Origin of the sequence: Bacillus sp. AR13-1, assembly GCF_008042285.1 — a bacterium.
Taxonomy (GTDB): Bacteria; Bacillota; Bacilli; order Bacillales; family Bacillaceae_G; genus Bacillus_A; species Bacillus_A mycoides.
Genome location: NZ_QNUA01000057.1, coordinates 19337 through 40108, shown reverse-complemented (window position 1 = coordinate 40108; position 20772 = coordinate 19337). Strand labels below are relative to the sequence as shown.

The 20772-nt window shown below is 33.7% G+C and carries 26 protein-coding genes and 1 pseudogene; 7 read left to right on the top strand and 20 right to left on the bottom strand.

Going from position 1 to position 20772, the window contains the following annotated elements; translation table 11 throughout:
- Positions 1 to 15: 15 nt before the first annotated feature.
- From DN408_RS29530 to DN408_RS29515, 3 genes are all read left to right on the top strand, one after another.
- The gene (locus DN408_RS29530) at positions 16 to 987 is read left to right on the top strand and encodes an MBL fold metallo-hydrolase (protein ID WP_078178745.1); all 972 of its coding nucleotides are present in this window, start codon (positions 16 to 18) and stop codon (positions 985 to 987) included.
- 86 nt (positions 988 to 1073) lie between these two features.
- On the top strand, positions 1074 to 1508 hold the full coding sequence (locus DN408_RS29525) for a hypothetical protein (RefSeq protein WP_078178744.1): 435 nt from the start codon (positions 1074 to 1076) through the stop codon (positions 1506 to 1508).
- A 290-nt stretch (positions 1509 to 1798) separates the two neighbouring features.
- Positions 1799 to 2044: a hypothetical protein gene (locus DN408_RS29515; RefSeq protein ID WP_078178742.1), complete on the top strand. Its 246-nt coding sequence runs from the start codon at positions 1799 to 1801 to the stop codon at positions 2042 to 2044.
- A gap of 12 nt (positions 2045 to 2056) precedes the next feature.
- On the opposite strand, the gene DN408_RS29510 is transcribed toward DN408_RS29515, so the two are convergent.
- Both DN408_RS29510 and DN408_RS29505 read right to left on the bottom strand, forming a co-directional pair.
- On the bottom strand, positions 2057 to 2746 hold the full coding sequence (locus DN408_RS29510; protein ID WP_078178741.1) for a DUF3600 domain-containing protein: 690 nt from the start codon (positions 2744 to 2746) through the stop codon (positions 2057 to 2059).
- Positions 2743 to 3321: a sigma-70 family RNA polymerase sigma factor gene (locus DN408_RS29505; protein WP_078178740.1), complete on the bottom strand. Its 579-nt coding sequence runs from the start codon at positions 3319 to 3321 to the stop codon at positions 2743 to 2745. The genes DN408_RS29510 and DN408_RS29505 overlap by 4 nt, the downstream gene beginning before the upstream one ends.
- A gap of 206 nt (positions 3322 to 3527) precedes the next feature.
- On the opposite strand from DN408_RS29505, the gene DN408_RS29500 reads away from it, so the two are divergent.
- Together DN408_RS29500 and DN408_RS29495 are read left to right on the top strand one after the other, a co-directional pair.
- Complete coding sequence (locus tag DN408_RS29500; RefSeq protein WP_078178739.1) at positions 3528 to 4514, top strand: quinone oxidoreductase family protein; 987 nt, start codon at positions 3528 to 3530, stop codon at positions 4512 to 4514.
- Between the two features lie 29 nt (positions 4515 to 4543).
- Positions 4544 to 5182 (top strand): zinc dependent phospholipase C family protein, encoded by a 639-nt coding sequence (locus DN408_RS29495; protein WP_002135913.1) that lies wholly within the window; start codon positions 4544 to 4546, stop codon positions 5180 to 5182.
- Positions 5183 to 5226: 44 nt separating this feature from the next.
- Here the strand turns inward: DN408_RS29495 and DN408_RS29490 are convergent.
- The 5 genes and pseudogenes from DN408_RS29490 to DN408_RS29470 form a co-directional block, all read right to left on the bottom strand.
- A pseudogene (locus DN408_RS29490) lies at positions 5227 to 5307 on the bottom strand (VOC family protein); the annotation flags it as partial.
- A 14-nt stretch (positions 5308 to 5321) separates the two neighbouring features.
- Complete coding sequence (locus tag DN408_RS29485; RefSeq protein WP_002012513.1) at positions 5322 to 6491, bottom strand: DEAD/DEAH box helicase; 1170 nt, start codon at positions 6489 to 6491, stop codon at positions 5322 to 5324.
- A gap of 19 nt (positions 6492 to 6510) precedes the next feature.
- Entirely contained in the window at positions 6511 to 7038 is a 528-nt protein-coding gene (locus DN408_RS29480) for a hypothetical protein (RefSeq protein WP_061689841.1), read from the bottom strand.
- Between the two features lie 90 nt (positions 7039 to 7128).
- On the bottom strand, positions 7129 to 8817 hold the full coding sequence (locus tag DN408_RS29475) for a formate--tetrahydrofolate ligase (protein WP_002031556.1): 1689 nt from the start codon (positions 8815 to 8817) through the stop codon (positions 7129 to 7131).
- A 93-nt stretch (positions 8818 to 8910) separates the two neighbouring features.
- Complete coding sequence (locus tag DN408_RS29470) at positions 8911 to 9591, bottom strand: class I SAM-dependent methyltransferase (RefSeq protein WP_002186017.1); 681 nt, start codon at positions 9589 to 9591, stop codon at positions 8911 to 8913.
- Between the two features lie 358 nt (positions 9592 to 9949).
- On the opposite strand from DN408_RS29470, the gene DN408_RS29465 reads away from it, so the two are divergent.
- Positions 9950 to 10288, top strand: coding sequence for a hypothetical protein (locus DN408_RS29465; protein ID WP_001253195.1), 339 nt, complete (start codon positions 9950 to 9952; stop codon positions 10286 to 10288).
- A 30-nt stretch (positions 10289 to 10318) separates the two neighbouring features.
- On the opposite strand, the gene DN408_RS29460 is transcribed toward DN408_RS29465, so the two are convergent.
- The 4 genes from DN408_RS29460 to ytfJ form a co-directional block, all read right to left on the bottom strand.
- On the bottom strand, positions 10319 to 10531 hold the full coding sequence (locus DN408_RS29460) for a hypothetical protein (RefSeq protein WP_002012518.1): 213 nt from the start codon (positions 10529 to 10531) through the stop codon (positions 10319 to 10321).
- A gap of 69 nt (positions 10532 to 10600) precedes the next feature.
- A complete protein-coding gene (locus tag DN408_RS29455) occupies positions 10601 to 10921 on the bottom strand; it encodes a hypothetical protein (RefSeq protein ID WP_078178738.1) in 321 nt (106 codons plus the stop codon).
- A 51-nt stretch (positions 10922 to 10972) separates the two neighbouring features.
- Positions 10973 to 11749, bottom strand: coding sequence for a hypothetical protein (locus tag DN408_RS29450; protein ID WP_002085994.1), 777 nt, complete (start codon positions 11747 to 11749; stop codon positions 10973 to 10975).
- 160 nt (positions 11750 to 11909) lie between these two features.
- A complete protein-coding gene (gene ytfJ, locus DN408_RS29445) occupies positions 11910 to 12335 on the bottom strand; it encodes a GerW family sporulation protein (protein WP_002127061.1) in 426 nt (141 codons plus the stop codon).
- Between the two features lie 141 nt (positions 12336 to 12476).
- Between ytfJ and DN408_RS29440 the strand changes: the two genes are divergently transcribed.
- Entirely contained in the window at positions 12477 to 13262 is a 786-nt protein-coding gene (locus DN408_RS29440; RefSeq protein ID WP_078179282.1) for a GNAT family N-acetyltransferase, read from the top strand.
- A gap of 104 nt (positions 13263 to 13366) precedes the next feature.
- Here the strand turns inward: DN408_RS29440 and DN408_RS29435 are convergent, their stop codons facing one another.
- The 9 genes from DN408_RS29435 to DN408_RS29395 form a co-directional block, all read right to left on the bottom strand.
- Positions 13367 to 14209: a DUF3952 domain-containing protein gene (locus tag DN408_RS29435; RefSeq protein WP_078179281.1), complete on the bottom strand. Its 843-nt coding sequence runs from the start codon at positions 14207 to 14209 to the stop codon at positions 13367 to 13369.
- Positions 14210 to 14417: 208 nt separating this feature from the next.
- The gene (locus DN408_RS29430; RefSeq protein WP_050000277.1) at positions 14418 to 15251 is read right to left on the bottom strand and encodes a DUF3952 domain-containing protein; all 834 of its coding nucleotides are present in this window, start codon (positions 15249 to 15251) and stop codon (positions 14418 to 14420) included.
- Between the two features lie 199 nt (positions 15252 to 15450).
- Positions 15451 to 16245, bottom strand: a complete 795-nt coding sequence (locus DN408_RS29425) for a hypothetical protein (protein ID WP_078179228.1) — start codon at positions 16243 to 16245, stop codon at positions 15451 to 15453.
- 197 nt (positions 16246 to 16442) lie between these two features.
- Entirely contained in the window at positions 16443 to 16982 is a 540-nt protein-coding gene (locus tag DN408_RS29420; RefSeq protein WP_003193390.1) for an STM3941 family protein, read from the bottom strand.
- Positions 16983 to 17382: 400 nt separating this feature from the next.
- A complete protein-coding gene (locus DN408_RS29415) occupies positions 17383 to 17661 on the bottom strand; it encodes a hypothetical protein (RefSeq protein ID WP_003193391.1) in 279 nt (92 codons plus the stop codon).
- Between the two features lie 25 nt (positions 17662 to 17686).
- A complete protein-coding gene (locus DN408_RS29410; protein WP_003193393.1) occupies positions 17687 to 18514 on the bottom strand; it encodes a hypothetical protein in 828 nt (275 codons plus the stop codon).
- 55 nt (positions 18515 to 18569) lie between these two features.
- Positions 18570 to 20033: a T7SS effector LXG polymorphic toxin gene (locus tag DN408_RS29405; RefSeq protein ID WP_078179096.1), complete on the bottom strand. Its 1464-nt coding sequence runs from the start codon at positions 20031 to 20033 to the stop codon at positions 18570 to 18572.
- A 23-nt stretch (positions 20034 to 20056) separates the two neighbouring features.
- Entirely contained in the window at positions 20057 to 20344 is a 288-nt protein-coding gene (locus tag DN408_RS29400) for a TIGR04197 family type VII secretion effector (RefSeq protein ID WP_003193397.1), read from the bottom strand.
- A gap of 3 nt (positions 20345 to 20347) precedes the next feature.
- On the bottom strand, positions 20348 to 20770 hold the full coding sequence (locus DN408_RS29395; protein WP_002127046.1) for a YwqH-like family protein: 423 nt from the start codon (positions 20768 to 20770) through the stop codon (positions 20348 to 20350).
- Positions 20771 to 20772: the final 2 nt, after the last annotated feature.

Genomic DNA, 20772 nt, shown 5'->3' with positions numbered 1-20772 from the left:
TAAGGAGTGGTAAGTATGAAAAAAGTAGAACAACTATCTTCTCATCTATATCTTATTGATGATTATGACTTACAACATGATGAACGCACCGGTACATACGTTTTATTAGGTGACGATATTACTTTAATTGAAACTTGTGCGGCCCCTTCTCTTCCCTATATTTTAGACGGCTTACAGCAATTACATATTAATTTAAATGATGTAAAAAACATTATCGTTACACATGTTCATTTAGATCACGCAGGCGCAGCAGGGTTAATGATGGAAAAGTGCCCAAATGCTACTCTATTTGTGCATCCGCGCGGGGCTCGTCATATGATTGATCCAACAAAACTAATTCTTGGTGCAAAAGCTGTGTACAAAGAAGATTTTGATAAACTTTTTGATCCAATTCTTCCAATTGAAGAAGAACGTGTTCATATTGTACAAAATGGTGATACATTAAAAATTGCAGAAGACCGTACACTCACATTTTATGATACACCGGGACATGCGAAGCACCATATTAGCATTCACGATTCATTAACAAACGGCATTTTTACTGGCGATACAATAGGAATTTATTATAGAGAACTCGCAGACCTTGATGTAGAACTATATCTACCATCAACGTCTCCTTCACAATTCCAGCCAGATGAGATGATTGCTTCTAAAAATCATATTCAAAGTATGAATGTAGATACTATTTATTTCGGTCATTACGGCGCATCATCCAATGTTACAGAAGTATATAACCAACTTGAACATTGGTTACCTATTTTCGTTGGTACTGGTAAAGAAGTCTTTGAAAAGTATAATGATTTCGATGAAGCGACTAAAGCTTTACAAACTTTATTAATGGATAAAATCTCTTCTCATCTTACAAAGTTAAACGTTCCATCAAATCATTCCGTTTATAACATTTTACATCTAGATATAGAAATTAGTGCAATGGGCATTATTGATTATTTCACGAAGCAAGAGAAATCAAATTCCACTATTAACTAACAGTAAAAGAAGAGATATACAAACAGCAGTTATTGTATATCTCTTCTTTTTTTGAATATATTTTGAGTAAAGGATGGTGGAATACAATGCAAAAAGTGATGCTACACCTCTGCTTCACATTATTTATCGTCTTATTATTATTTGTCGGAGTAAAAATTCAATTTTATTTAGATACAGACGCGCAAGTGAATTTTAACGTTTATCCAAGATTATTCTACTTTACACTCTTCCCTCTTATAGTTGGCATTTTATTACGATTCCTTCAATCTATTAATCATTCAATGAATAAACAAAACTGGAGCTTTCAACCGGATAAATTTATTGCTATTACAGTGCCTACACTATTCATTTCCTTTTCCCCTGCATTACTCTTTTCACCAGTTGGTGAATACCTACCTTATTTAACTAATATTATTCTTGTGAATACAACTTTCGTTACCATTATTAGTTTAATAGCTGGTTACTCGCTTTTAGATTGTTTTATACAAAAAGACAAGGAGAATAGTAAGGAATATAACTAAGTGATTTCTCACTTTCACTTTATTAAGCAAGTCAAGGTAATTCTGCCCCTGACTTGTATGCAAAAGAACCTAATGTTCAATTTTTAAATGTCGTTGGTTATGGTGGTTTATTTATAAGCGCAATACATGCGGTAAGGAAATTTAAGTAATAACAAAACGAGTATGAAATCGCATAGATTTTATACTCGTTTTTTATTGTTCATATATTTAATTGGTAATAGGAAATTTATGTTAAACTAAAGGAAATCGTGCGCTAAGTCAAAATACATTTCAACCAAGGGAGATTTATTATGTATAAATTAGGGACTTTCTCGTTTCTAACGTTTATCACAAGTATATGTTCTTTCTTTGTTTTAAGAGGACCTAATGCAAATTTAACATTAATTATTGTGCTTCTAAGTATTCTTTCATTACTCGGTATTATTTTTGCGATCGCATCAAAGAATTGGCTATTTAAAATAGTTGGTACGACATTAAATGGAGTCATACTAATATTTGTATATTTCTTATTGCTAGCAAAAGGAATAGGTGGTTAATATATTTACGTTTCAATAAGAAAAGCTCACCTTTTCATCTACATACTCCATAAACTGTTCTGCTTTAATAAATCTTTCTTTATACGCTTCAGGTACTTCTTCTACTGTTATCCCACCGCTCGATTTCGCTTTTACTAATACGGTTTGATATGACATTAACGCTTCCATATATTGTTCATACTCTTCTGAAGTTAATACTTCTTTACTAGATTTATGGCCATTTAATTTATCAAAATACGGCTGAAGCTCCATTTCTACCTTTTTCAATTCCTCTTTTTTAGCTGGTGATAATTGATCATAATCAATATTACCATTCGAATCCCCATACTCAAGCTTTGCATTCGTTAATTTCTTTAGTTCTTTTGTAAACTCTTTATATTCTTTTGCACCCATTTCATCTTTCGCTTGTGATAACTTTGCATTAAAACGCATGTATCCTTCTAATGTTATAGCTCCGGCATGCTTCTTTAAATTTTCAAACGACCCGTATATACCATCTGCCATAATAGATTGATAAGCAAAACCAGTTGTCGGAATTAAAAATGCGGCTGCAAGCACTCCTGCGATAAGGCGCTTCTTCCTTTTACTTCCACCGCGCTTCATTTTAATTTGAACGATTACTTTTTCTTTTAACTCCGGCGGGGCAATAATCCCCTTCGCTTCTTCTTGTATAGATTCTCTAACTCTACAATCTAAGCTCATTTCACATTCCCTACCTCTCCTAAAAAGATTTCTTCTACTTGTTCTTTTTGGCGTAGTTTCTTTAATGCCGCATGAATTCTAGACTTCACTGTACCGATTGGAATATGTAATATTTGTGCTACTTCTTCTTGTGAGTAATCATGTAAGTATCTTAAGATAATAACTTGTTTCAATTTATACGGTAATTTATGAATGAGTTCAATTAATTTTTGGTTTGATATTTTACTTACAACATCGCTAGAAAAATCAATTTGTACTGGTTTTCTTTGCTCTTCTGCTTTTATTACAATTCGTAGTCGCATCCACCTCTTTCTTCTATAAGAATGAATTTGTTTAATCGCAAGTCCAATTAGCCAAGGTCTAAATGGCTTCTCGCTATCATATTTACGAAGCGATTCATATAGCTGTATGTATATTTCTTGAACGACATCATCTACATCTGCTTTGTCTTCTATTAAAAAATGTGCTGTCTTATATATTTCTTGAATCGTTTTATCATACAATTCGCTATATGCTTCTTTATTGCCTGATAAAGTTAATTGGATTAAATCTGAATACACTGTTTCCCCCTTCATGTACCATCCCTCCTTTGTCCTACACTATATATTGGCAAGAAAACGATATTTCGTTCGATTTCTTTCAAAGTTTTTTCAAATAAATTAATATAATGATGCAATGACTTCATAAGCTTCACTTATAACCCTGCATAACAATTATATAATTTTCCAATTTCTAATAAAGATTTAAAATAAAATATATATTCAAATTTAGGAGGATGTATATGAAAGCTATCGTTGTAACTTCGTTCGGTGGTCCTGAAGTGATGAAATATACAGATGTGGAGATGCCGGCTATTTCAGACAATCAAGTTTTAATTCGTGTTGTTGCTACTAGTGTTAATTTCGCCGATATTAAATCACGCTATGGCAAAAAAGGAAACAAAGCATTACCTTTTATTCCAGGTATAGATGTAGCTGGTATTGTAGAACACGTAGGTTCTCAAGTGAAAAATATTCATTCTGGACAACGTGTCATCGCTTTCCCTCAAAACGGATCTTACGCAGAATACGTTGTCGCAAACGAAAATCTTACTTTCGTTTTACCTGATGAAGTCGATTTTCAAGCTGCAGCTGCCTGCCCTATCGTATCTTTTACAAGCTACAATTTACTTGCAAATGTTGCAAGACTTCAGCAAGGTGAATCTGTTCTAATTCATGCCGCTGCTGGAGGAATTGGTACTACCGCGATTCAACTCGCAAAATTATTAGGGGCTAAAAAAGTAATCGGTACTGTTGGAAGTGAAGCAAAAAGAAAAATTGCTTTAGATGCTGGCGCTGATTATGTTATTTGTCATCAAGATGAAGATTTTGTAGAGAGGGTAGATCAGCTTACAAACGGAGAAGGCGTTAATATTGTTTTAGATTCTATTTCTGGTACTGTGTCCGAAAGAAGTTTAGAATGCCTTGCTTATTACGGTCGTCTCGTCCATTTCGGCAATGCTAGCGGAGAAGTTGGTAGTTTTCAAACGAAAGATTTACACGCAAGTTGCCGTTCTATACTCGGTTTCAGCTTTGGCACTACACGGAAAAAACGTCCTGAATTGCTTCAAGAAACTGCGAATCAAGTTTTCCGTTATTTACGCGATGGAAGTTTACAAATTAAAGCTACGAAATCTTTTCCTCTTCAAGATGCAGGGAAAGCACATGAATGGATCGAAAGTAGACAAAGTACAGGGAAAGTAATACTCCACGTTCAGACAGCTCCCTAAAATGAATACATGAAATAGAGGTGTTATTCATGGGATCACGAATTATGCATATCATTATCGCGAGCGGTATTGCAGAGAAACTATCTATTCAAGATAAAACTTCTTTCTTACTTGGTGGTGTAGCTCCTGATGCTGTTCATTCAAAAAAAGAAAAAGGAACTTCACATTTTTACGCTGGTACAACGAAGAACTATACGAGAAGAATAGATTATGATTCATTTATTCATAAATACGAAGATCATCTGGATTCCCCTTATATTTTAGGTTATTATACCCACCTCATTGCCGATGATAATTGGCTAAGCGGCTTTTTTCTACCTTGGCTTAAAAACAGAATAGAAAACGACGAAACTATCGCACCTATGTACTATAACGATTTTAAATTATTGAACGCACAATTGTTGCATCATTACGATAAAGAACAGCAGCTCTTCGCCCTACTTAATCAAGAGGCTAACATTGTGAATATAGAGGAGATTTCTAGAAAGAATGTTTTAGCTTTTCGGCAATATATTTTTGAAGATATGCTATATCCTGAGCAACACTTGCACGAAAACTTACAAGTGTTTTCATTTGATCAAATCGTTGGTTATATTGAGACTGCAATTGAAAAAGGAACATTTTTTATAGAACAACTCGTTAATAAAAAATTGACTTCAAATATTTAATCCCCCTCATTATTTACGAGGGGGATTTTCACATAACTATATAATTATTTATTTTTTCCCATTACTGCAAAGTAATTCCCTTCACTATCAGCAAAGTTAAACAATTTACCAGTAGGCATAGTTACGTCTTTCTCATTATTTATCTAGGCTTTTTCTTACCAGTAAAAGCTGGTTTCTTTTTCTTTGGTGCTGGTGGTTTCGATTCTACAAATGTTCCTTTGAACATTTCTTGTTTCGTAAACACGATACCTAATTTTTTCGCAAATTGAAGTAATTTACGCTCTTCTTGTTCTGTTACAAGAGAAACAACTGTTCCTTCTTTGCCCATACGTCCAGTACGTCCTGAGCGGTGAATATATTGGTCTACTGTGTCTGGTAACTCTAAGTGGATTACGTGTGTTAAATCATCGATATCTAATCCACGTGCTGCAATATCAGTAGCAAGTAATATTTCTAATTTCCCGCTACGGAACGCGCGCATCGTTACTTCACGCTCTTGTTTGCTTGCCTCTGCATGAAGTGCTGCTGCTTTCATTTTACGGAACTTCAGTTTTTGAGTAATTTCATCTAAACGGAATGGATCATTTAAGAAGGCAACTGCTTTTACATTTCCCATATGCATAACTCTTCTAATATAATCATTTTTTTCACGACGCTCACAAACGATATACGTATGTTCAACTAGGCTCTGTGCCTCTGAACGTGTTACACGTACTAATTGTGGTTCAACTGTCAAATCACGTGCCGCATCTTCTGCAGCTTTTGTTATTGTCGCCGAGCAGAATACTAATTGACGATCGCGCATCGTTGATTTAATTACATCAAGTACAGCACCCATCATCTTTTGTTTTACAATTTGATCAAACTCATCAAATACAATCGTTTTCACTTCATGCATCTTTAATTTTTTCATGCGAATCAACTCTAAAATACGTCCTGGTGAACCGACAATAACTCTCGGATGTTTCTTTAATTTTTCAACTTGGCGCTTAATATCCGCACCACCAATTAAAGACGCACCTGAAATATCCGTTCCTGCTGTAAACTTTTGAACCTCTTCATGAATTTGCATAACAAGTTCACGAGTTGGCGCTAAAATTACAACTTGAGGTTGTTTAACTTCAGGATTAATTTTATGTAAAAGTGGTAATAAGTACGCTAATGTTTTTCCTGTTCCAGTTGGAGATTCAGCAATAACGTCTTGTCCTTCTAAAATAGTTGGAATCGCTTGTTTTTGAATTTCAGTAAATTCTTTAAAACCAGCCTTTTCCCAAGCTTGTTGTAAAAATGGTTGCATATCTTTTATCATTTGTTTTTCTCCTTTATCTCTATTTTTGAAGAAAATGTTGTATTGTTCGCACCGTTTCTATCATGTGTGAAATAACAGCTATTAAATCATCAACATGGTCTTCTGTAATCGATTTTTGAAATAGAACCTCTACCTTATTATGATATGAAATCGCTCGCTTATTATATTCGTATGAAATTTTTTGCGTAATCATTCGCTCTTTTCCCCATATAGAATGCAATAAAGTTTCAATTTCTTCGCATCCTATCTCTGGTTGCTCCATTTCGAACGAGAATTCCAGCTTCATTTCACAACCTGGTATAAACTGAGGTACTTCTAATATTTCACCTGATAAATTCTTTGCATCAACAGATAGTGAAAATGTCGCCTCTACCATCGTTTTAAATGTTTCTGTTAGTTGAAATGAAATACTATACATACGACTTAATGAAGCAAGGTCCATCACATCTTTTCGATCCGTTACGAGAATATCACCGTGTAAATCGAAATCATAGACAGCTCCTTCCACAATTACCTTTAAATTTTCAAAAGCAGTTGGATCAAACATAATTTCCTCCAAAAAACAGGCGCCTTTCGATGGAAAGGCGCCACTTGATGTATATATAGTTTACAGATAAACGAGATGAATTACAACCTTTTAGAATAAACCTACTGCTTTTCCATCTTCATTTACATCCATTTGTAGTGCTGCTGGTTGTTTAGGAAGGCCTGGCATTGTTAACATTGTTCCTGTTAACGCAACGATAAACCCTGCACCGATAGATGGTTTTAATTCACGAATTGTAACGATAAAGTCAGATGGGCGACCTAATTTTGTTGCATCATCTGAAAGAGAGTATTGTGTTTTCGCCATACAAATCGGTAGGTTACTCCAACCTTCTCCCTCATATTGAGCTAATTGCTTACGTGCTTTCGGAGCAAATTCAATATCTTTTGCGCCGTAAACTTTTTGAGCAATTGTACGAATTTTTTCTTCTAATGGTAATTCTAATTCATAAAGTGGTGCGTAGTTGTTTTCACCTTTTTCAATTTCTTTTAACACTTTCTCAGCAAGGTCAACTCCGCCTTGGCCACCTTTCTCCCAAACTTCTGTTAAGGATACTGCATAGCCACGCTCATTGCACCATTCTTGTAAGTATGCAACTTCTGCATCTGTATCAGTAATGAATTTGTTAATGGCAATTACGAAAGGAACACCGAAGCTTTGAATTGTTTCAACATGCTTCTGTAAGTTCTCCATACCTTTTGCTAACGCATCTACATTTTCTTCTTTTAATTGATCTCTCGCCACACCACCGTGCATTTTAAGCGCACGAATAGTCGCAACAATAACTACCGCTTCTGGTTTAATACCAGCTGCACGTGCTTTAATATCTAAAAACTTCTCGGCACCTAAATCTGCACCGAATCCAGCTTCTGTAATAACATAATCACCTAATTTTGCTGCCATTGTCGTAGCGATAACACTGTTACAACCGTGAGCGATATTCGCAAATGGTCCGCCATGAATGATAGCTGGTGTATTTTCTAATGTTTGTACTAAGTTCGGTTTTAATGCATCTTTTAATAGAAGTGTTAACGCTCCTTCTACTCCTAAATCTTTAACTGTTACAGGTTGATTTGAAAAATTATAAGCGACAACAATGCGAGATAGACGTGATTTTAAATCTTGAATATCTGTTGCAAGGCAGAATACGGCCATAATTTCAGATGCTACTGTAATATCAAAACCGTCTTCACGTGGTACACCTTGAACCGGTCCACCAAGGCCAATTACTACGTTACGAAGGGCACGATCATTTAAGTCAACACAGCGTTTCCAAACGATTTTACGCGTATCAATTCCAAGTGTGTTTCCTTGTTGGATATGATTATCAATAAACGCCGCTAATGCGTTATTGGCAGTTGTAATCGCATGAATATCTCCAGTAAAGTGAAGGTTAATGTCTTCCATTGGTACTACTTGAGAATAACCGCCACCTGCTGCTCCGCCTTTTAATCCCATTGTTGGTCCAAGAGATGGTTCGCGAAGTGCAATTACTGTTTTCTTACCAATTTTATTAAAAGCTTGGCCTAAACCAACTGTTACTGTTGATTTACCTTCTCCTGCTGGAGTTGGGTTAATCGCTGTTACTAAAACAACTTTACCGTCTTTCTCATCTTGTAAACGCTTAAAAATATCAAGAGATAACTTGCCTTTATAATGTCCGTATGGCTCTAGTTCTTCTTCTAAAATATTTAAATTAGCTGCAATTTCTTGAATCTTCTTCATACTTGCTTCTTGTGCGATTTCAATATCAGATTTAACTGTTGTAGTAGTTGTCATATACCCTAGTCCCCCTTTAATTGATTCTGATGATATTGTATCAGTTTTTTGTATTTTCTGCACTTATTTACCTCCTAAAACCCTTCAATTTTGTTATACGTTTTTTAACATAAATACCCATAAAAATGTTAACGCTTGTTGTAACTCTGTAGGTAGCTGACCTAACATCTTCTCATTTACTCCGCGCTTATATACGCCGGTACCATCTACAACTTCAAATCCTTGTTCTTTTGCTAACTGTTCAAATTCCCAAGGCATCATCGTATTGCAAACAACGTCTTTGCCATATAGGCGCGGATAACTGTTCTCTCTCGGTTTTGCTGTCGGTCCTAAAATTGCAATACATGCGTATCCATCTTTCTTTAAAACACGCTTTATTTCATTTAATGCTCGCAACGGCTCCTCGGTCCATTCTAAAGAATTAATTGCCATAATTGCTTCAAATTTCTCATTTTCAAATGGTAATGAAGAAAGATCACCTTTTATAAAAGATAAGTTTGGGTCTTCTCCGCGCTCCTTACCCTTTTGAATCATAACTTCCGATAAGTCCACCCCAACCGCTTTGTAGCCAGTAAGACTTAATTTATATGTACCATACCCATCACCACAGCCAACATCTAACACTTGTACTTCCTTTTCCACGTACTGCTCAAAAAATGGAATGATTGTACTCCTGCTCCCGCTATCCCACATTTCTTGACTATTTTGATTCCAAAACTCTGCATCGTTATCCCATTTTTTCTCTGCCGATTCATGCCAATTAAACTTCGCCATACATTCCCCTACCTTCACGTATTATCATTCATTTCATTCTACATCATGTTCCAAAATCCCTGTTTATCTTCATAAGGAGATAAAGTGAAACTTTAATCAGTGGGGGTGTTTGTTCGCCCCCACTGATTATTATTTGAACCAATCGGGCTTTTATTGGCAGCCCGACTCCCATCTAACTTCTTTGCTCCAGCCGAATTTTGAGGTGGGGGTCTTACTGCACGGCAAATAGCGGGATAAACAGGATAACAACGGAATCTATTTTCTCCAATTTTTGCTTTACTTGGGTTTAACTCATACTCATGTTCTGCTCCTTATGAAAGATACTATAGATACACCCAATTGAAAGAGAGGGATGTACATGCGAAGAAAGAGAAATCATCATTTTAAAAGTGGTGAAAAAAACGAAGAGTATGCAGCTGAAATATCTCCGGCTGGTATTCCGATTAGACATGAGCGCAAAGAAATTGCAAATGAAATAGAAGGTACAAATACCGGTGCAATGATTGGCTATGTCGCATTATTTCTTTCGTTATTCTCCATTGCTTTTTATCCTGTTACACTCGGCTCCCTTGCTATTTTAGTTGGCTTATTAGCTGTCAATTTTGGAGCGAGAACACTTGGATATACCGCAATTGGTTTTGGTAGTTTTTCTGTTTTATTTACTTTACTCTATCCGCTTGCTTTGTCAGCGTTTTAAAAAAAACACACCAAGTTATACTTGGTGTGTTCATTCATGATACAACATGATATGACCGCATCCACAACAATGCTTCGCTGTAATTTCTTGAAAAACTGGATAATTTTCTTCATCTCTATGCTCAATAAACACCTTTTCAAATCGGTACATGTTTGGCGCATATGCCCAATCTTGTTTCGTACGTGCATATAATGTTGAAGAAAAAAACTCCTCACCACCACAAACGATACATCCCTTCTTCATCAATACCCCTCCTACGCTTGTCTTACTTCATCTATATGAACATAAACATAAAAAAAAGACCTTCTATTACTAGAAAGTCTTCTCTGAAACAAAAAGAAATGTACCGAATATACCTACTCCGCTATATTCTTTCATAACACCAGCTTCTGTTTTATACGTTTGCTTTACAGTCATAAAGAAAACACCATTTCGTGCATCAATACTTTCAAACTGTAATTTCTCTTTTTTTTCATCTACATTTTGCGTGCATTCAAAGCTACTCTCGTCACATTCCAATGCATACTTATCCTCTAAATACAATTTAAAATCTGATTCTTTCGGACAAGTTATAAGTAATATTGCCACGAGAATAATACTTACAATACCCACAATTGTATAATATTTCTTCATTTGTTCTCCTTTCAAAAGACAAGAAAACTTGACTTCATGCGCCAAGTTTTCTTAGTCTACAACCCATTGCCACTCTTGTTCTTTCTTATCAAAAATGAGCCAACCCGTTTCTGTTGCTTCCGCTTTCAATTCATCGATATTATCTAGTACCTCATCCGTACTTTCGAATGATCCTACTACATATACCGGAATTTCAAGACCTCTTCTCGACTCAATTTTCCCCGCTAAATCAATGTATAATCCATCTTCCATTAACGGCATAAGCCCAAGGATAACTTCCTTTGAAATTGCTGGGAAAATTTTTGATTTTTGGAAGAAAGTAAAACGTTTCTTTCCAAACGAACCGAGTTTATATGGAATCACTTTACTCAGCATTCCTACAAAATCACCGATTCTACGGTAATACACTTTGTTGTACCAACCGTCATCATGTGAAAAATAAACGAATCTATTCTTCAACAATGGGAAGAACGTTCTTCCAAGTGGTTCTTTTTTGTGAGCCAAATATAATAATTCTGCAATTTCTTTTGGCTCTAACTCATCTAAATCGCTTGCATCATCGAAATCTACCCAACAAAATTCATCAAATTCATCAATCTCTGCTTGAATGAGTTTATGTATGTTTTCTTCCTCAACATATTCAAATAAAGTATGATAATGAAAATCTGTCCACTCAAAATTATGCTTTAAAAGCAATACTTGATGAAGCGGTGAAGGGATGTTACTTGCAAACTCTTTAAACGTAATTCCAGATGTAATAAAACAATGACCCCGACGATTACCATTAATATATATCATATTGTTTACTTGGTCAGATCCTCCAGACAAAGCACCTAGCCACCTTCGTTTTATATGTTTCAATTCTATAGCATATTTTAACATGAAAAATTTTAGAAACATAGAAAAAACTTCAAAAACTATTTACAATTTCATGTGTTTTATTACATACTGATTACAAGAAAAAACGCCTGCTTATGAGCAGGCGTTTTTAAAGGATTTCATCTGGGTTTTGAGGGTGATGATTTCCCTCTTTCTTTTCATCTGTTTGGAACATCGATTGAATTTTATCAATTGTTTGTGGAGCTAATTCAATTATTTTTTCTGCTAAATGTGTCGCATTTTGTAAATGAAGAATATTTACCCCATCTTTATTCACGACTAGAAATGCTACTGGTGTAATTGACACACCACCCGCACTACCGCCACCAAATGCAGGGTTACCATTCGCTCTTTGTCCATCATTCGTCTGGAAATCAGAACCTCCTGCTCCAAAACCGAACGCTACTTTAGAAACTGTTAACACTACACCACCGTCAGCCGTTTGAACAGGCTCCCCAACAATCGTATTTACATCGACCATTTCCTTTAAATTTTCCATCGCTGCTTTCATTAACCCTTGAATTGGATGATCCACCGTTCATAACCTCCTTTGTCATATCTTTCCTAGTTTTTCCGAAAGTTTGTGAACTAAACATAAAATTTTATATTGATTTCAAAAACATAAAGTTATAATATTTAGAAAAAAGAAAAAAAAAAAAAAAAGAGGTAGTTTGTTATGATACGAAAATTAACAAAGAAAGATCATGAACAAGTATTTTCTTTTCTAAAAGAAGAAGTAGCCCTTAACTTGTTTATTATTGGAGATATTGAGGCTTTTGGTTACGAAACAGACTTTCAAGAGTTATGGGGAGCATTTGAAGAAAGCGGAACATTAAAATCTATTTTACTTCGCTTTCATGATGCGTTTATACCTTATAGTAAAGAAGAGTTTGTGGTTACTGACTATGAGGCACTTCTTTCAGCATATAAGCCGCTTAAACTCTCTGGTAAGGCAACTATTGTAGAAAGATTTGAAACTGCTCCAAGTATACAACTGGGGGCCAAAAATGAAATGTATTTTTGTGAATGTCTAGATGACAATAACTTACCTAACACACCAATTCATGAAACAATTAAACTTGCCTCACTAGATGATATAGAACGAATTATGCAATTACGAAGTAACATCTCTGAATTCCCGACCGCTAATGAATCAGAAAAAATGTTAAGGCAAGCTATCGAAACAACTACAGGACGTACATATTATATTGAAAAAGACGGTGCAATCATCGCATCCGCCTCTACTTCCGCTGAAAATTCATTATCCGCTATGGTAGTTGGCGTATGTACACATTCGAATTATCGCGGAAACGGATATGCTTCACTCATATTACAGAAAATGATTCAGGACTTTACGAAAGAAGGCCGAACACTTTGCCTATTTTATAACAATCCAACTGCTGGACGAATTTATAAACGACTAGGGTTTAAAGATATTGGAATGTGGACGATGTATCGATAAGCTTTTTCTCAACAAAATTAAAAGGAGTCGCACCGTTTTATATTAACTAAACGAGTGCGACTTCTTTTTGCTAAGTTGATGCTTTCTTTTGTACCTATATCTCATCATTTCTTCTTATTCCCTATGCTACTAAATTCTTTTTTGTACTCTTTATATTTATCTTTGGCAGTTTCAGTGTTATCTTTTTTACTACTAAAATACACATATATTTGCTGACTATGTGTTAACATTTTACCTTCATCATTTTTCTTCTCATAGTCAATTGAAATTGTTAATTCTGTTATTTGCATTGGGTGTTTTTCATTATCTATTGAATCATTAAAGTTAAGTACAATTGATGTATTTCCAAATTTATCATATTGCAATTTTAATTTATCATTAATTATTTCTTGAAATTGTGCTTCTGTTAAAGTGAATCCAACTGAATTTGGTTCATTTAATTTTTTTCTATTACCACCTGTTTTCAGTTGTAATTTCCCTACACCGTGTAATCTATTAAATATCAATTTCACAGGAGAAACATCCAAATTTGAAGCCGAACCTTGAACTTTTCCGTTTTGATACATAAAGTTTGTATTATATTTTTCTTCCTCTTTATAATTAATATCCTTATGTCTATCCTTTTCATCTATTGTTTTACTTGTTATTCTTTGAGACGTTTTTCCATATAACAATTTTTCTTTCAAATTATATATACCTTCAGTAGTTTGATATAACGTATTATAATGGTTTTCATCACCACTTGTTTCTATAGTAAAATCAACAATCCGCTCTTTCACATAAGCATACCCATCATCACTAGCAGACATAACGTTTCCCATGTCACCTTCATCCAATGCCTTAACAAATGACTCATACTCTATCTTTTTTTCAAAAAAGCTACATGCTTGTAGTAGGATGATTGCTACTATTATAGTAATCATTTTAGAAGCCCTTTTTTTGTTCATTTCATCATCACACTACTCTCTCTCTATTCAATCAGATAAGCTTTATCTTACTTAGTTGAAGAAGAATCATTTTTTCACTTCTATATTCATTGCAACTATTTTTCAATATACTTATTCCACTATATTTTATACTTAGCAACGAATTACTCTTTAATAATGAATAAGGTTCCACCATGACTTTATCCCTTCAATTCACACACTCACTTAATCACTTATCATTTTTATATTGTTTTTCATAATTCACATAATCTTTTTTAGCTTCCTGATCATTATCCTTTTTATCACTAAAATTCACAGATATTTGCTGAGTATGTGTTAATAATTTCCCCTCACTATTTTTCTTTTCATATACAATTAAAATTGTTAATTGTATTATTTGCATTGGATGCTGTTTCGTATCTTTAGAATCGTTAAAATTAAATGCAATTGATGCTTTTTCAAAACTATCATATTGTAAATTCAATTTATCGTTAATTATTTCTTGAAATTGTGATTCCGTTAACATAAAACCAACTGTATTTGGTTCATTAACTTTCTTTTTATCTCCCTCTACTTTCAGTTGTAAATTCCCAACACCTTGCAATCTATTAAAAATTAGTTTTACATGTGAAACATCCAAGCTCGAATCAGAACCGTAAGCCTTTCTATCTTTATACATGAACCTAGTGCTATATTTTTCTTCTTCTTTATATTTATTATCCTTATGTCTATCTTTTATGTTCGTAATATCACTTGTTATTTTTTGATTGGTTTCTCCATATAATAAATTTTCTTTCAAATTAAATATACCTTCAGAAGTTTGATATAGCGTATTATGAATTCTGTCATCACCATTTTTTTCTGTGGTAAAGTCAATAACCCGTTCTTTCACATACGCATATCCATCATCACTCGCAGACATAACCGTCTTCATATCACCTTCATCCAATGCCTTTACTAATCTCTCATACTCTATCTTCGTCTCCCCAAAACCACATCCACTTAATAAACTTGATACTATTGACAGAACTATCATCATCTTAGCTTTCTTCTTTAACTTCATACTGACACCCCGTTGATTTCTCTAGGCATTTTTAAGTTCATTATGTTCTTTTTTGGAAAGTAATACATTTCACCTTTACTTACTGGTATTTTTTCACTTATATGAATTATATTAAAGATACTTTAATTTTTAATACCATCGATATATATACAATCCTTAATTGTTTATATAATATGTTCGAATTTTCAGAAATCAAAACTTATTTTATTTCTTTCGCTTTCTTTTCCTCTCTCTCTTTATAACGCTTTAAGAATTCCTGGCGTTCCCTATCATGTTCCTCCCATGAAATATAAAATGATGGAAATTTAAATCTGCAATAGGCTAATAATTGGAACTCTGCTGCACCTATGGCTACCGCGTACATGATGAACGTAAATATAAAGTAACCAAACATTATGCTCAATGAGTAATTATTTTGTATATAAATTAAAACAAGAAGAATTAGTACATAAATTGCCACACCAAACATTACATTTTTCTTTACCTTATTAAAAAATGAAGTAAATCTTTCTCCCATACTAAATGCACCTTTACTTGCTTGTTTAAAAGTATCAACTGTTGTTACACCATGAACAAGTATTGCTCCTAATACTAGTAAACCTACATAAATAAGCGTAGTAAAATTAATAGAATAATTACTCATCCCTGGAAGAACAAATGCCGTAAGACCTATAGTACCTAACTGAAACGCATATAATAATATCACCAATGTCTGGAGCTTTTGAAATTTAAAACGTACCTTAGGGATCAGATATATAATAAAAAAGATTACTTGTAGGCTATGTAACAACAATTCCATTCTGACTATTACTGTGTCAAAAAGAGTCGGATAGTAATCCCAGCCAAATCTAATTAATGCTCCAAAAATAAAAAGCATCAATAACGAACTATAAAGCATTCCACCAAACATAAACAACATAGCTCCTTCAGGGCTTAAACGATTTCTACATGTAATTCTAAATTCATCTAAATCTTCTTCTTTTATATCCCACATCCAAGTTTCCCACCTTTAACTACCTTTACTTAAATCATGTAGATTTAAAATAAAAACCTTCTCATTTACATGAAAAGAGAAGGTTCTATTGGCACCATATAGCTTTATACTATTCAAAACTATCTCTTTTGAGATGCTTCATTTATAACAGATAAAAAATTTTTCAAAAATGAAATCAAGTTACTGCTCCTATTATATTACTGCGCTTCATCTTCTGGAGCTAAAACGTTCATATGATATTCTTCTAGCTTAGCAACTAATGTTTCTCTGTCTATTTCTAATAAGTTCATATGAATATTAAACGGTACAAATCCAGTACGCTTATTAATTCGATACATCCGTTGCGCTTTCGTTGGTAAAGAAGCTATATATTGCTCTTCAACATCATCCTCTATCAAAACTCCTAAGAACGACTGCCTGCGAATTTTATAGGGTAAAATACTATTTACATCTTTTAAAGCGATTTTCACAGGATATTTAGCATCATTAATAACCGTAATATACTCTGATTCTAAAATGGCTACTGGTGTTCTATTCATAATCTTCTTAAATATTTTCCACAAAGCAACTAACATGATTAATGCACCGATCCCAACTATAGCCCCCCTTACATAGTAAGCTTCCTCAGACGAGAAAGTGAATATAACAAAAATAAGCAACAAAACTTCAATTACAACGAATAAAAAAAACCTTCTGATTAATTTAACTTTCGATTCATAAATATAATATTTTTCCATATGATTCTCCTATTAATTTCGGTATTATAAATCTATTTTGATTTGTGCCTCTACATCACAACACGTTCTTGATTTATCCTATCATCATGTAACTCCTACTTAATCTCCCGACATGTTTAAACTATCGCTCTTTCTGCCCATGCTATTTCTAAGATAAAAAATGAAGGAACGGGCTAAGATCAGATACGTATAGCTGGACAGTAGGGTGTATGACATACTTTAAATAATGATTAAAAGCCAAACCGATATACAGACAAAAGAAGATAATCAACCACAAATAATAGGTGATTATCTGTCTTTTAATAGACTTTTTTTATTTTCACTTCGTTCATGTAATAATTATATTTTTGTAGATAAATTTAACGCCGCACAAAAAGCTTTTTTAGTTTGCAACATAGAATTAACCCTTTTTACTTTTTCTAACAAACACAAAATACATCGATAGCATTATTATTAAGCCTATCCCACCAACCAATACACCTCCATATTCTTTCTGATATAAAAAAATAAACATAGTAACAATAAAGCTCGGTATTGACAAGATAATGAGCCATTTCCCCAGAAACTCTGCTACTTTATATAAAATTAAAAAAATAAACATAATCCCGACAATAATAGGTGCTATTACACTTTCAAATAAACCTTTTTCTGTTTTTGCAGTTTTAGGATCTTTATCCAAGGCGTTACATTCCTCTCTCTACTATTTAACTTATAAATAATGTTTTCATTCCATTTTCAAAATTCCCTTTTGATAATTGAGATAAAGTAAATGTACTATTATCGTCTAGTTGTGATAAATCAAATATAGTACTATCTTCTAAATGAGATAATATCCATTGTGTATGTGCTGTTTCAATAATAAAGAAACCTTTATCTGAAATAACCTCACCTTTGTCTTGTGTATCAAGTCGCATAACACTGTATATACTTTTTGTTGTTTTTATATCATTTAGGAAAACTTCTGCATGTGAAGGTTTTACACCGTTCTCAATTAAAATATTTTTCCCCTCTTCAATAGACAAAGTAATAAGATTACCAATTTCTTGTACTACATGATTTGGTAAAGTTTCTTCTAAATCAATATTTATATTTTGTTTTTCAATCTCAATTTGCAATAGATTTTTTGCTTCTGCATACAATTCATAATCTGATAAATTTTTAATTGTATGTACAATTCCATTCGTACTTTGATATGAAATATTAAAGTCACCTTGATTATAAATATTACCAGTGATTGTTATATCATTTTGAAAATCAATTTTTTGCAATAAAATAGAAATAGATGGACGATTAAAAATATTAAATAATATTTCTACATCAGGCTTTGGAAATACTTCTTGTTTTTGTTCATCAAATGTTAGTAAATTCCTTGCTAATAAGGAATGTGCTGCTGTTAAAAAGATCTTTTCTGTTTCCGTTTCTTTAAGCTCATCATAAACTATTTGTAATAGTGATTTGGCAAAGGGTTGATTATCTTTATAATTTAATAGGAATGCTAATTCTTCTAAAGAAAACGTATATTTTTTTTCCATAACTGTTAAAAAGTCTAGTTAAAAGACTTTTATTCCCCTCTTTTCTTTAATAAGTTTATTCAAACCATTTTTTTATAGATTTTGTAAAATTCGATGCATATTCTTTCATTTTTTTTCGTGGTGCAATATATTCAAATGCTTTACTAAACACTGTACTTCCTACAGTAGCTCCAATTATTCCACCTGCAATAGCTCCAACAGCAGTACCGATACCAGGGCAAATTAGTGTACCTAATGCACCTCCCGCTTCTACACCACCTACACCTCCAGCCCACGAAAAGTAAGTATTACCTGCAACTTTTGCTACAGAATAAGTGACGTCGGTTGCCTGCTCAACCCCGGTTTTGTCTGATTTAAGAGCTGTATGAAGTTCACCTACTTCAAATGCAGAGTTTATTAATACCGCCGGTATACCAAAAGGTTTCAAATTTTTTATTATATGTTTTGGAACATTAATTACTTTAATACTGTTCTCAGGTAATGAGTGATTTAAATTCCCTACTTTTGCAGCTACTTTCTCAATTGTGGAAAATTCTTGTGCAACTTTCCCCATAGTTGTAACTGCCTTCCCGACTAATGGAATTTCCTTTAGCCCTTTCCCAAAAAGACTCTTAGAACTTGCTACAGAGAACGCTGAATTTACCCCTTTAAGCCATTTACTCCATGTATTCGCGATTTTTCCATTCGCTAAGAAACCTTTTTGAATATCAATAAGATCAGCACGTTTAGGTTTAGCATTTTGAACAAAATTTAATGCTCCTAATACGAATCCCATTTTTCCAGTTATAACTGTTCCTTTCGTTGCAAGCATTAAAAGAATATCTCCAATGCTCAATCCATCTCCTGAATTTCCATTACTCCCCCCCGTAGTGCTATTATTTATGGTTCCGTACCACTTGCTAGACATAATTTTTTCTATTGAACTACTAGAAAAATCTCCACTATTAGTTCGTATTTGATTCATTCCACTGTCTAATGCATGCATCATTTCACGAAACGCTTGCAGGTCATTTTGTTGACTGTTATAAGTTTCTAACTTTTCAAGCGTGTCACTAATTTCTTTTTGGCTTTTTACAGATCCTTCCGTAATTCCTGAGGATGATGGATATTGAATTGCAATAATATCACTAATGGATCCTACCGTTTGTCTCGCTTCGTCATTAGAGTGATTAAACCCTTCATTGTATCCATTAATTCTTTTCTTTACATCATCCAAATAAATTCCGTAAATTTTGACATCTGCATCACTGTCAACCGTAGAACTGAAATCCTCCATTGTTTTTTGAAATTGACCTTTTAATAACTCAGCTGATTCCATATAACTAGAAATAATTTTCCCATGAACCATGGCTAAATACCCTTTAATTCCATCAGCTGTTTTCCCTTGAAAAGAGCTAATTTGTGTAACACCCATTATTTTTTGTAATACTGATTCGAAATGTTGATTTAACTCTTCAACATTTGAATTAAAGCGCGTTTGAAGTTCTTTCACTTCCTGTAATTCAATATTTTTGTCCACCTTACATCCCCCCTATTTCAAAATTAATGGCCCGGAATGCTGCTTAAACTTTTTTCAAGTTGTTCATCTTGTTCGACTATTTTCTCCCCGGCTTGTTGTATGTTATTTAAATCATTTTCTAATAACTGTTCATATTGCTGCACCTTTTGAGATAACATTTCGATTGCTTCACAAAATTGAGTTAATCTAGTCAAATTCGTACGACTCAACTTCATATCATTAAATTTCGTTTTCCCTAAATCACTAGCACCACTTTTCAAATCACTTACTTTCGCATCAAATACCCCTTTATTTAATTTAATTTCCCCCATTTATCATTTCCCCGCCTTCTGTACTTCTACTTGAATACTAGCGTCAACCATTGAAACACTTCTACTTAAAGAAAGAATACTAGACTCACATGCAGCGATTTCTCTTTCAAGCCGCCGTATAGCTTGATCGATGTCTTCTTGCACTCTCCCTAGTTCTCCAATAAACCTCCCCAAATTAGAAATAACTTGTTGTTCATACGTTTCTTTAAAAGTAGTTGCTCTTTGCCCTTTCCAACTACTCTCGTTTATTTCTAAAGACTTAAACTGCTCTTGATTTTGTTTAATTGCTTCAAGATTATTTACAAATTTCCCTTTAGCAGTTATTAGCCTTCGTAGTTTCATTTGTAATTCAGCCAATTGCCCTTGTTGATGACTTATACTACTTAATAAACCAGATTTTTGACTATTTAATTCCTCTATCCCCATGC

Excerpts from the sequence above, each read along its gene's own strand:
- DN408_RS29530 (WP_078178745.1), top strand. The coding sequence starts at position 16 with ATGAAAAAAGTAGAACAACTATCTTCTCATCTATATCTTATTGATGAT.
- DN408_RS29525 (WP_078178744.1), top strand. The coding sequence starts at position 1,074 with ATGCAAAAAGTGATGCTACACCTCTGCTTCACATTATTTATCGTCTTA.
- DN408_RS29515 (WP_078178742.1), top strand. The coding sequence starts at position 1,799 with ATGTATAAATTAGGGACTTTCTCGTTTCTAACGTTTATCACAAGTATA.
- DN408_RS29510 (WP_078178741.1), bottom strand. The coding sequence starts at position 2,746 with ATGAGCTTAGATTGTAGAGTTAGAGAATCTATACAAGAAGAAGCGAAG.
- DN408_RS29505 (WP_078178740.1), bottom strand. The coding sequence starts at position 3,321 with ATGAAGGGGGAAACAGTGTATTCAGATTTAATCCAATTAACTTTATCA.
- DN408_RS29500 (WP_078178739.1), top strand. The coding sequence starts at position 3,528 with ATGAAAGCTATCGTTGTAACTTCGTTCGGTGGTCCTGAAGTGATGAAA.
- DN408_RS29495 (WP_002135913.1), top strand. The coding sequence starts at position 4,544 with ATGGGATCACGAATTATGCATATCATTATCGCGAGCGGTATTGCAGAG.
- DN408_RS29485 (WP_002012513.1), bottom strand. The coding sequence starts at position 6,491 with ATGATAAAAGATATGCAACCATTTTTACAACAAGCTTGGGAAAAGGCT.
- DN408_RS29480 (WP_061689841.1), bottom strand. The coding sequence starts at position 7,038 with ATGTTTGATCCAACTGCTTTTGAAAATTTAAAGGTAATTGTGGAAGGA.
- DN408_RS29475 (WP_002031556.1), bottom strand. The coding sequence starts at position 8,817 with ATGACAACTACTACAACAGTTAAATCTGATATTGAAATCGCACAAGAA.
- DN408_RS29470 (WP_002186017.1), bottom strand. The coding sequence starts at position 9,591 with ATGGCGAAGTTTAATTGGCATGAATCGGCAGAGAAAAAATGGGATAAC.
- DN408_RS29465 (WP_001253195.1), top strand. The coding sequence starts at position 9,950 with ATGCGAAGAAAGAGAAATCATCATTTTAAAAGTGGTGAAAAAAACGAA.
- DN408_RS29460 (WP_002012518.1), bottom strand. The coding sequence starts at position 10,531 with ATGAAGAAGGGATGTATCGTTTGTGGTGGTGAGGAGTTTTTTTCTTCA.
- DN408_RS29455 (WP_078178738.1), bottom strand. The coding sequence starts at position 10,921 with ATGAAGAAATATTATACAATTGTGGGTATTGTAAGTATTATTCTCGTG.
- DN408_RS29440 (WP_078179282.1), top strand. The coding sequence starts at position 12,477 with ATGATACGAAAATTAACAAAGAAAGATCATGAACAAGTATTTTCTTTT.
- DN408_RS29435 (WP_078179281.1), bottom strand. The coding sequence starts at position 14,209 with ATGAACAAAAAAAGGGCTTCTAAAATGATTACTATAATAGTAGCAATC.
- DN408_RS29430 (WP_050000277.1), bottom strand. The coding sequence starts at position 15,251 with ATGAAGTTAAAGAAGAAAGCTAAGATGATGATAGTTCTGTCAATAGTA.
- DN408_RS29425 (WP_078179228.1), bottom strand. The coding sequence starts at position 16,245 with ATGTGGGATATAAAAGAAGAAGATTTAGATGAATTTAGAATTACATGT.
- DN408_RS29420 (WP_003193390.1), bottom strand. The coding sequence starts at position 16,982 with ATGGAAAAATATTATATTTATGAATCGAAAGTTAAATTAATCAGAAGG.
- DN408_RS29410 (WP_003193393.1), bottom strand. The coding sequence starts at position 18,514 with ATGGAAAAAAAATATACGTTTTCTTTAGAAGAATTAGCATTCCTATTA.
- DN408_RS29400 (WP_003193397.1), bottom strand. The coding sequence starts at position 20,344 with ATGGGGGAAATTAAATTAAATAAAGGGGTATTTGATGCGAAAGTAAGT.
- DN408_RS29395 (WP_002127046.1), bottom strand. The coding sequence starts at position 20,770 with ATGGGGATAGAGGAATTAAATAGTCAAAAATCTGGTTTATTAAGTAGT.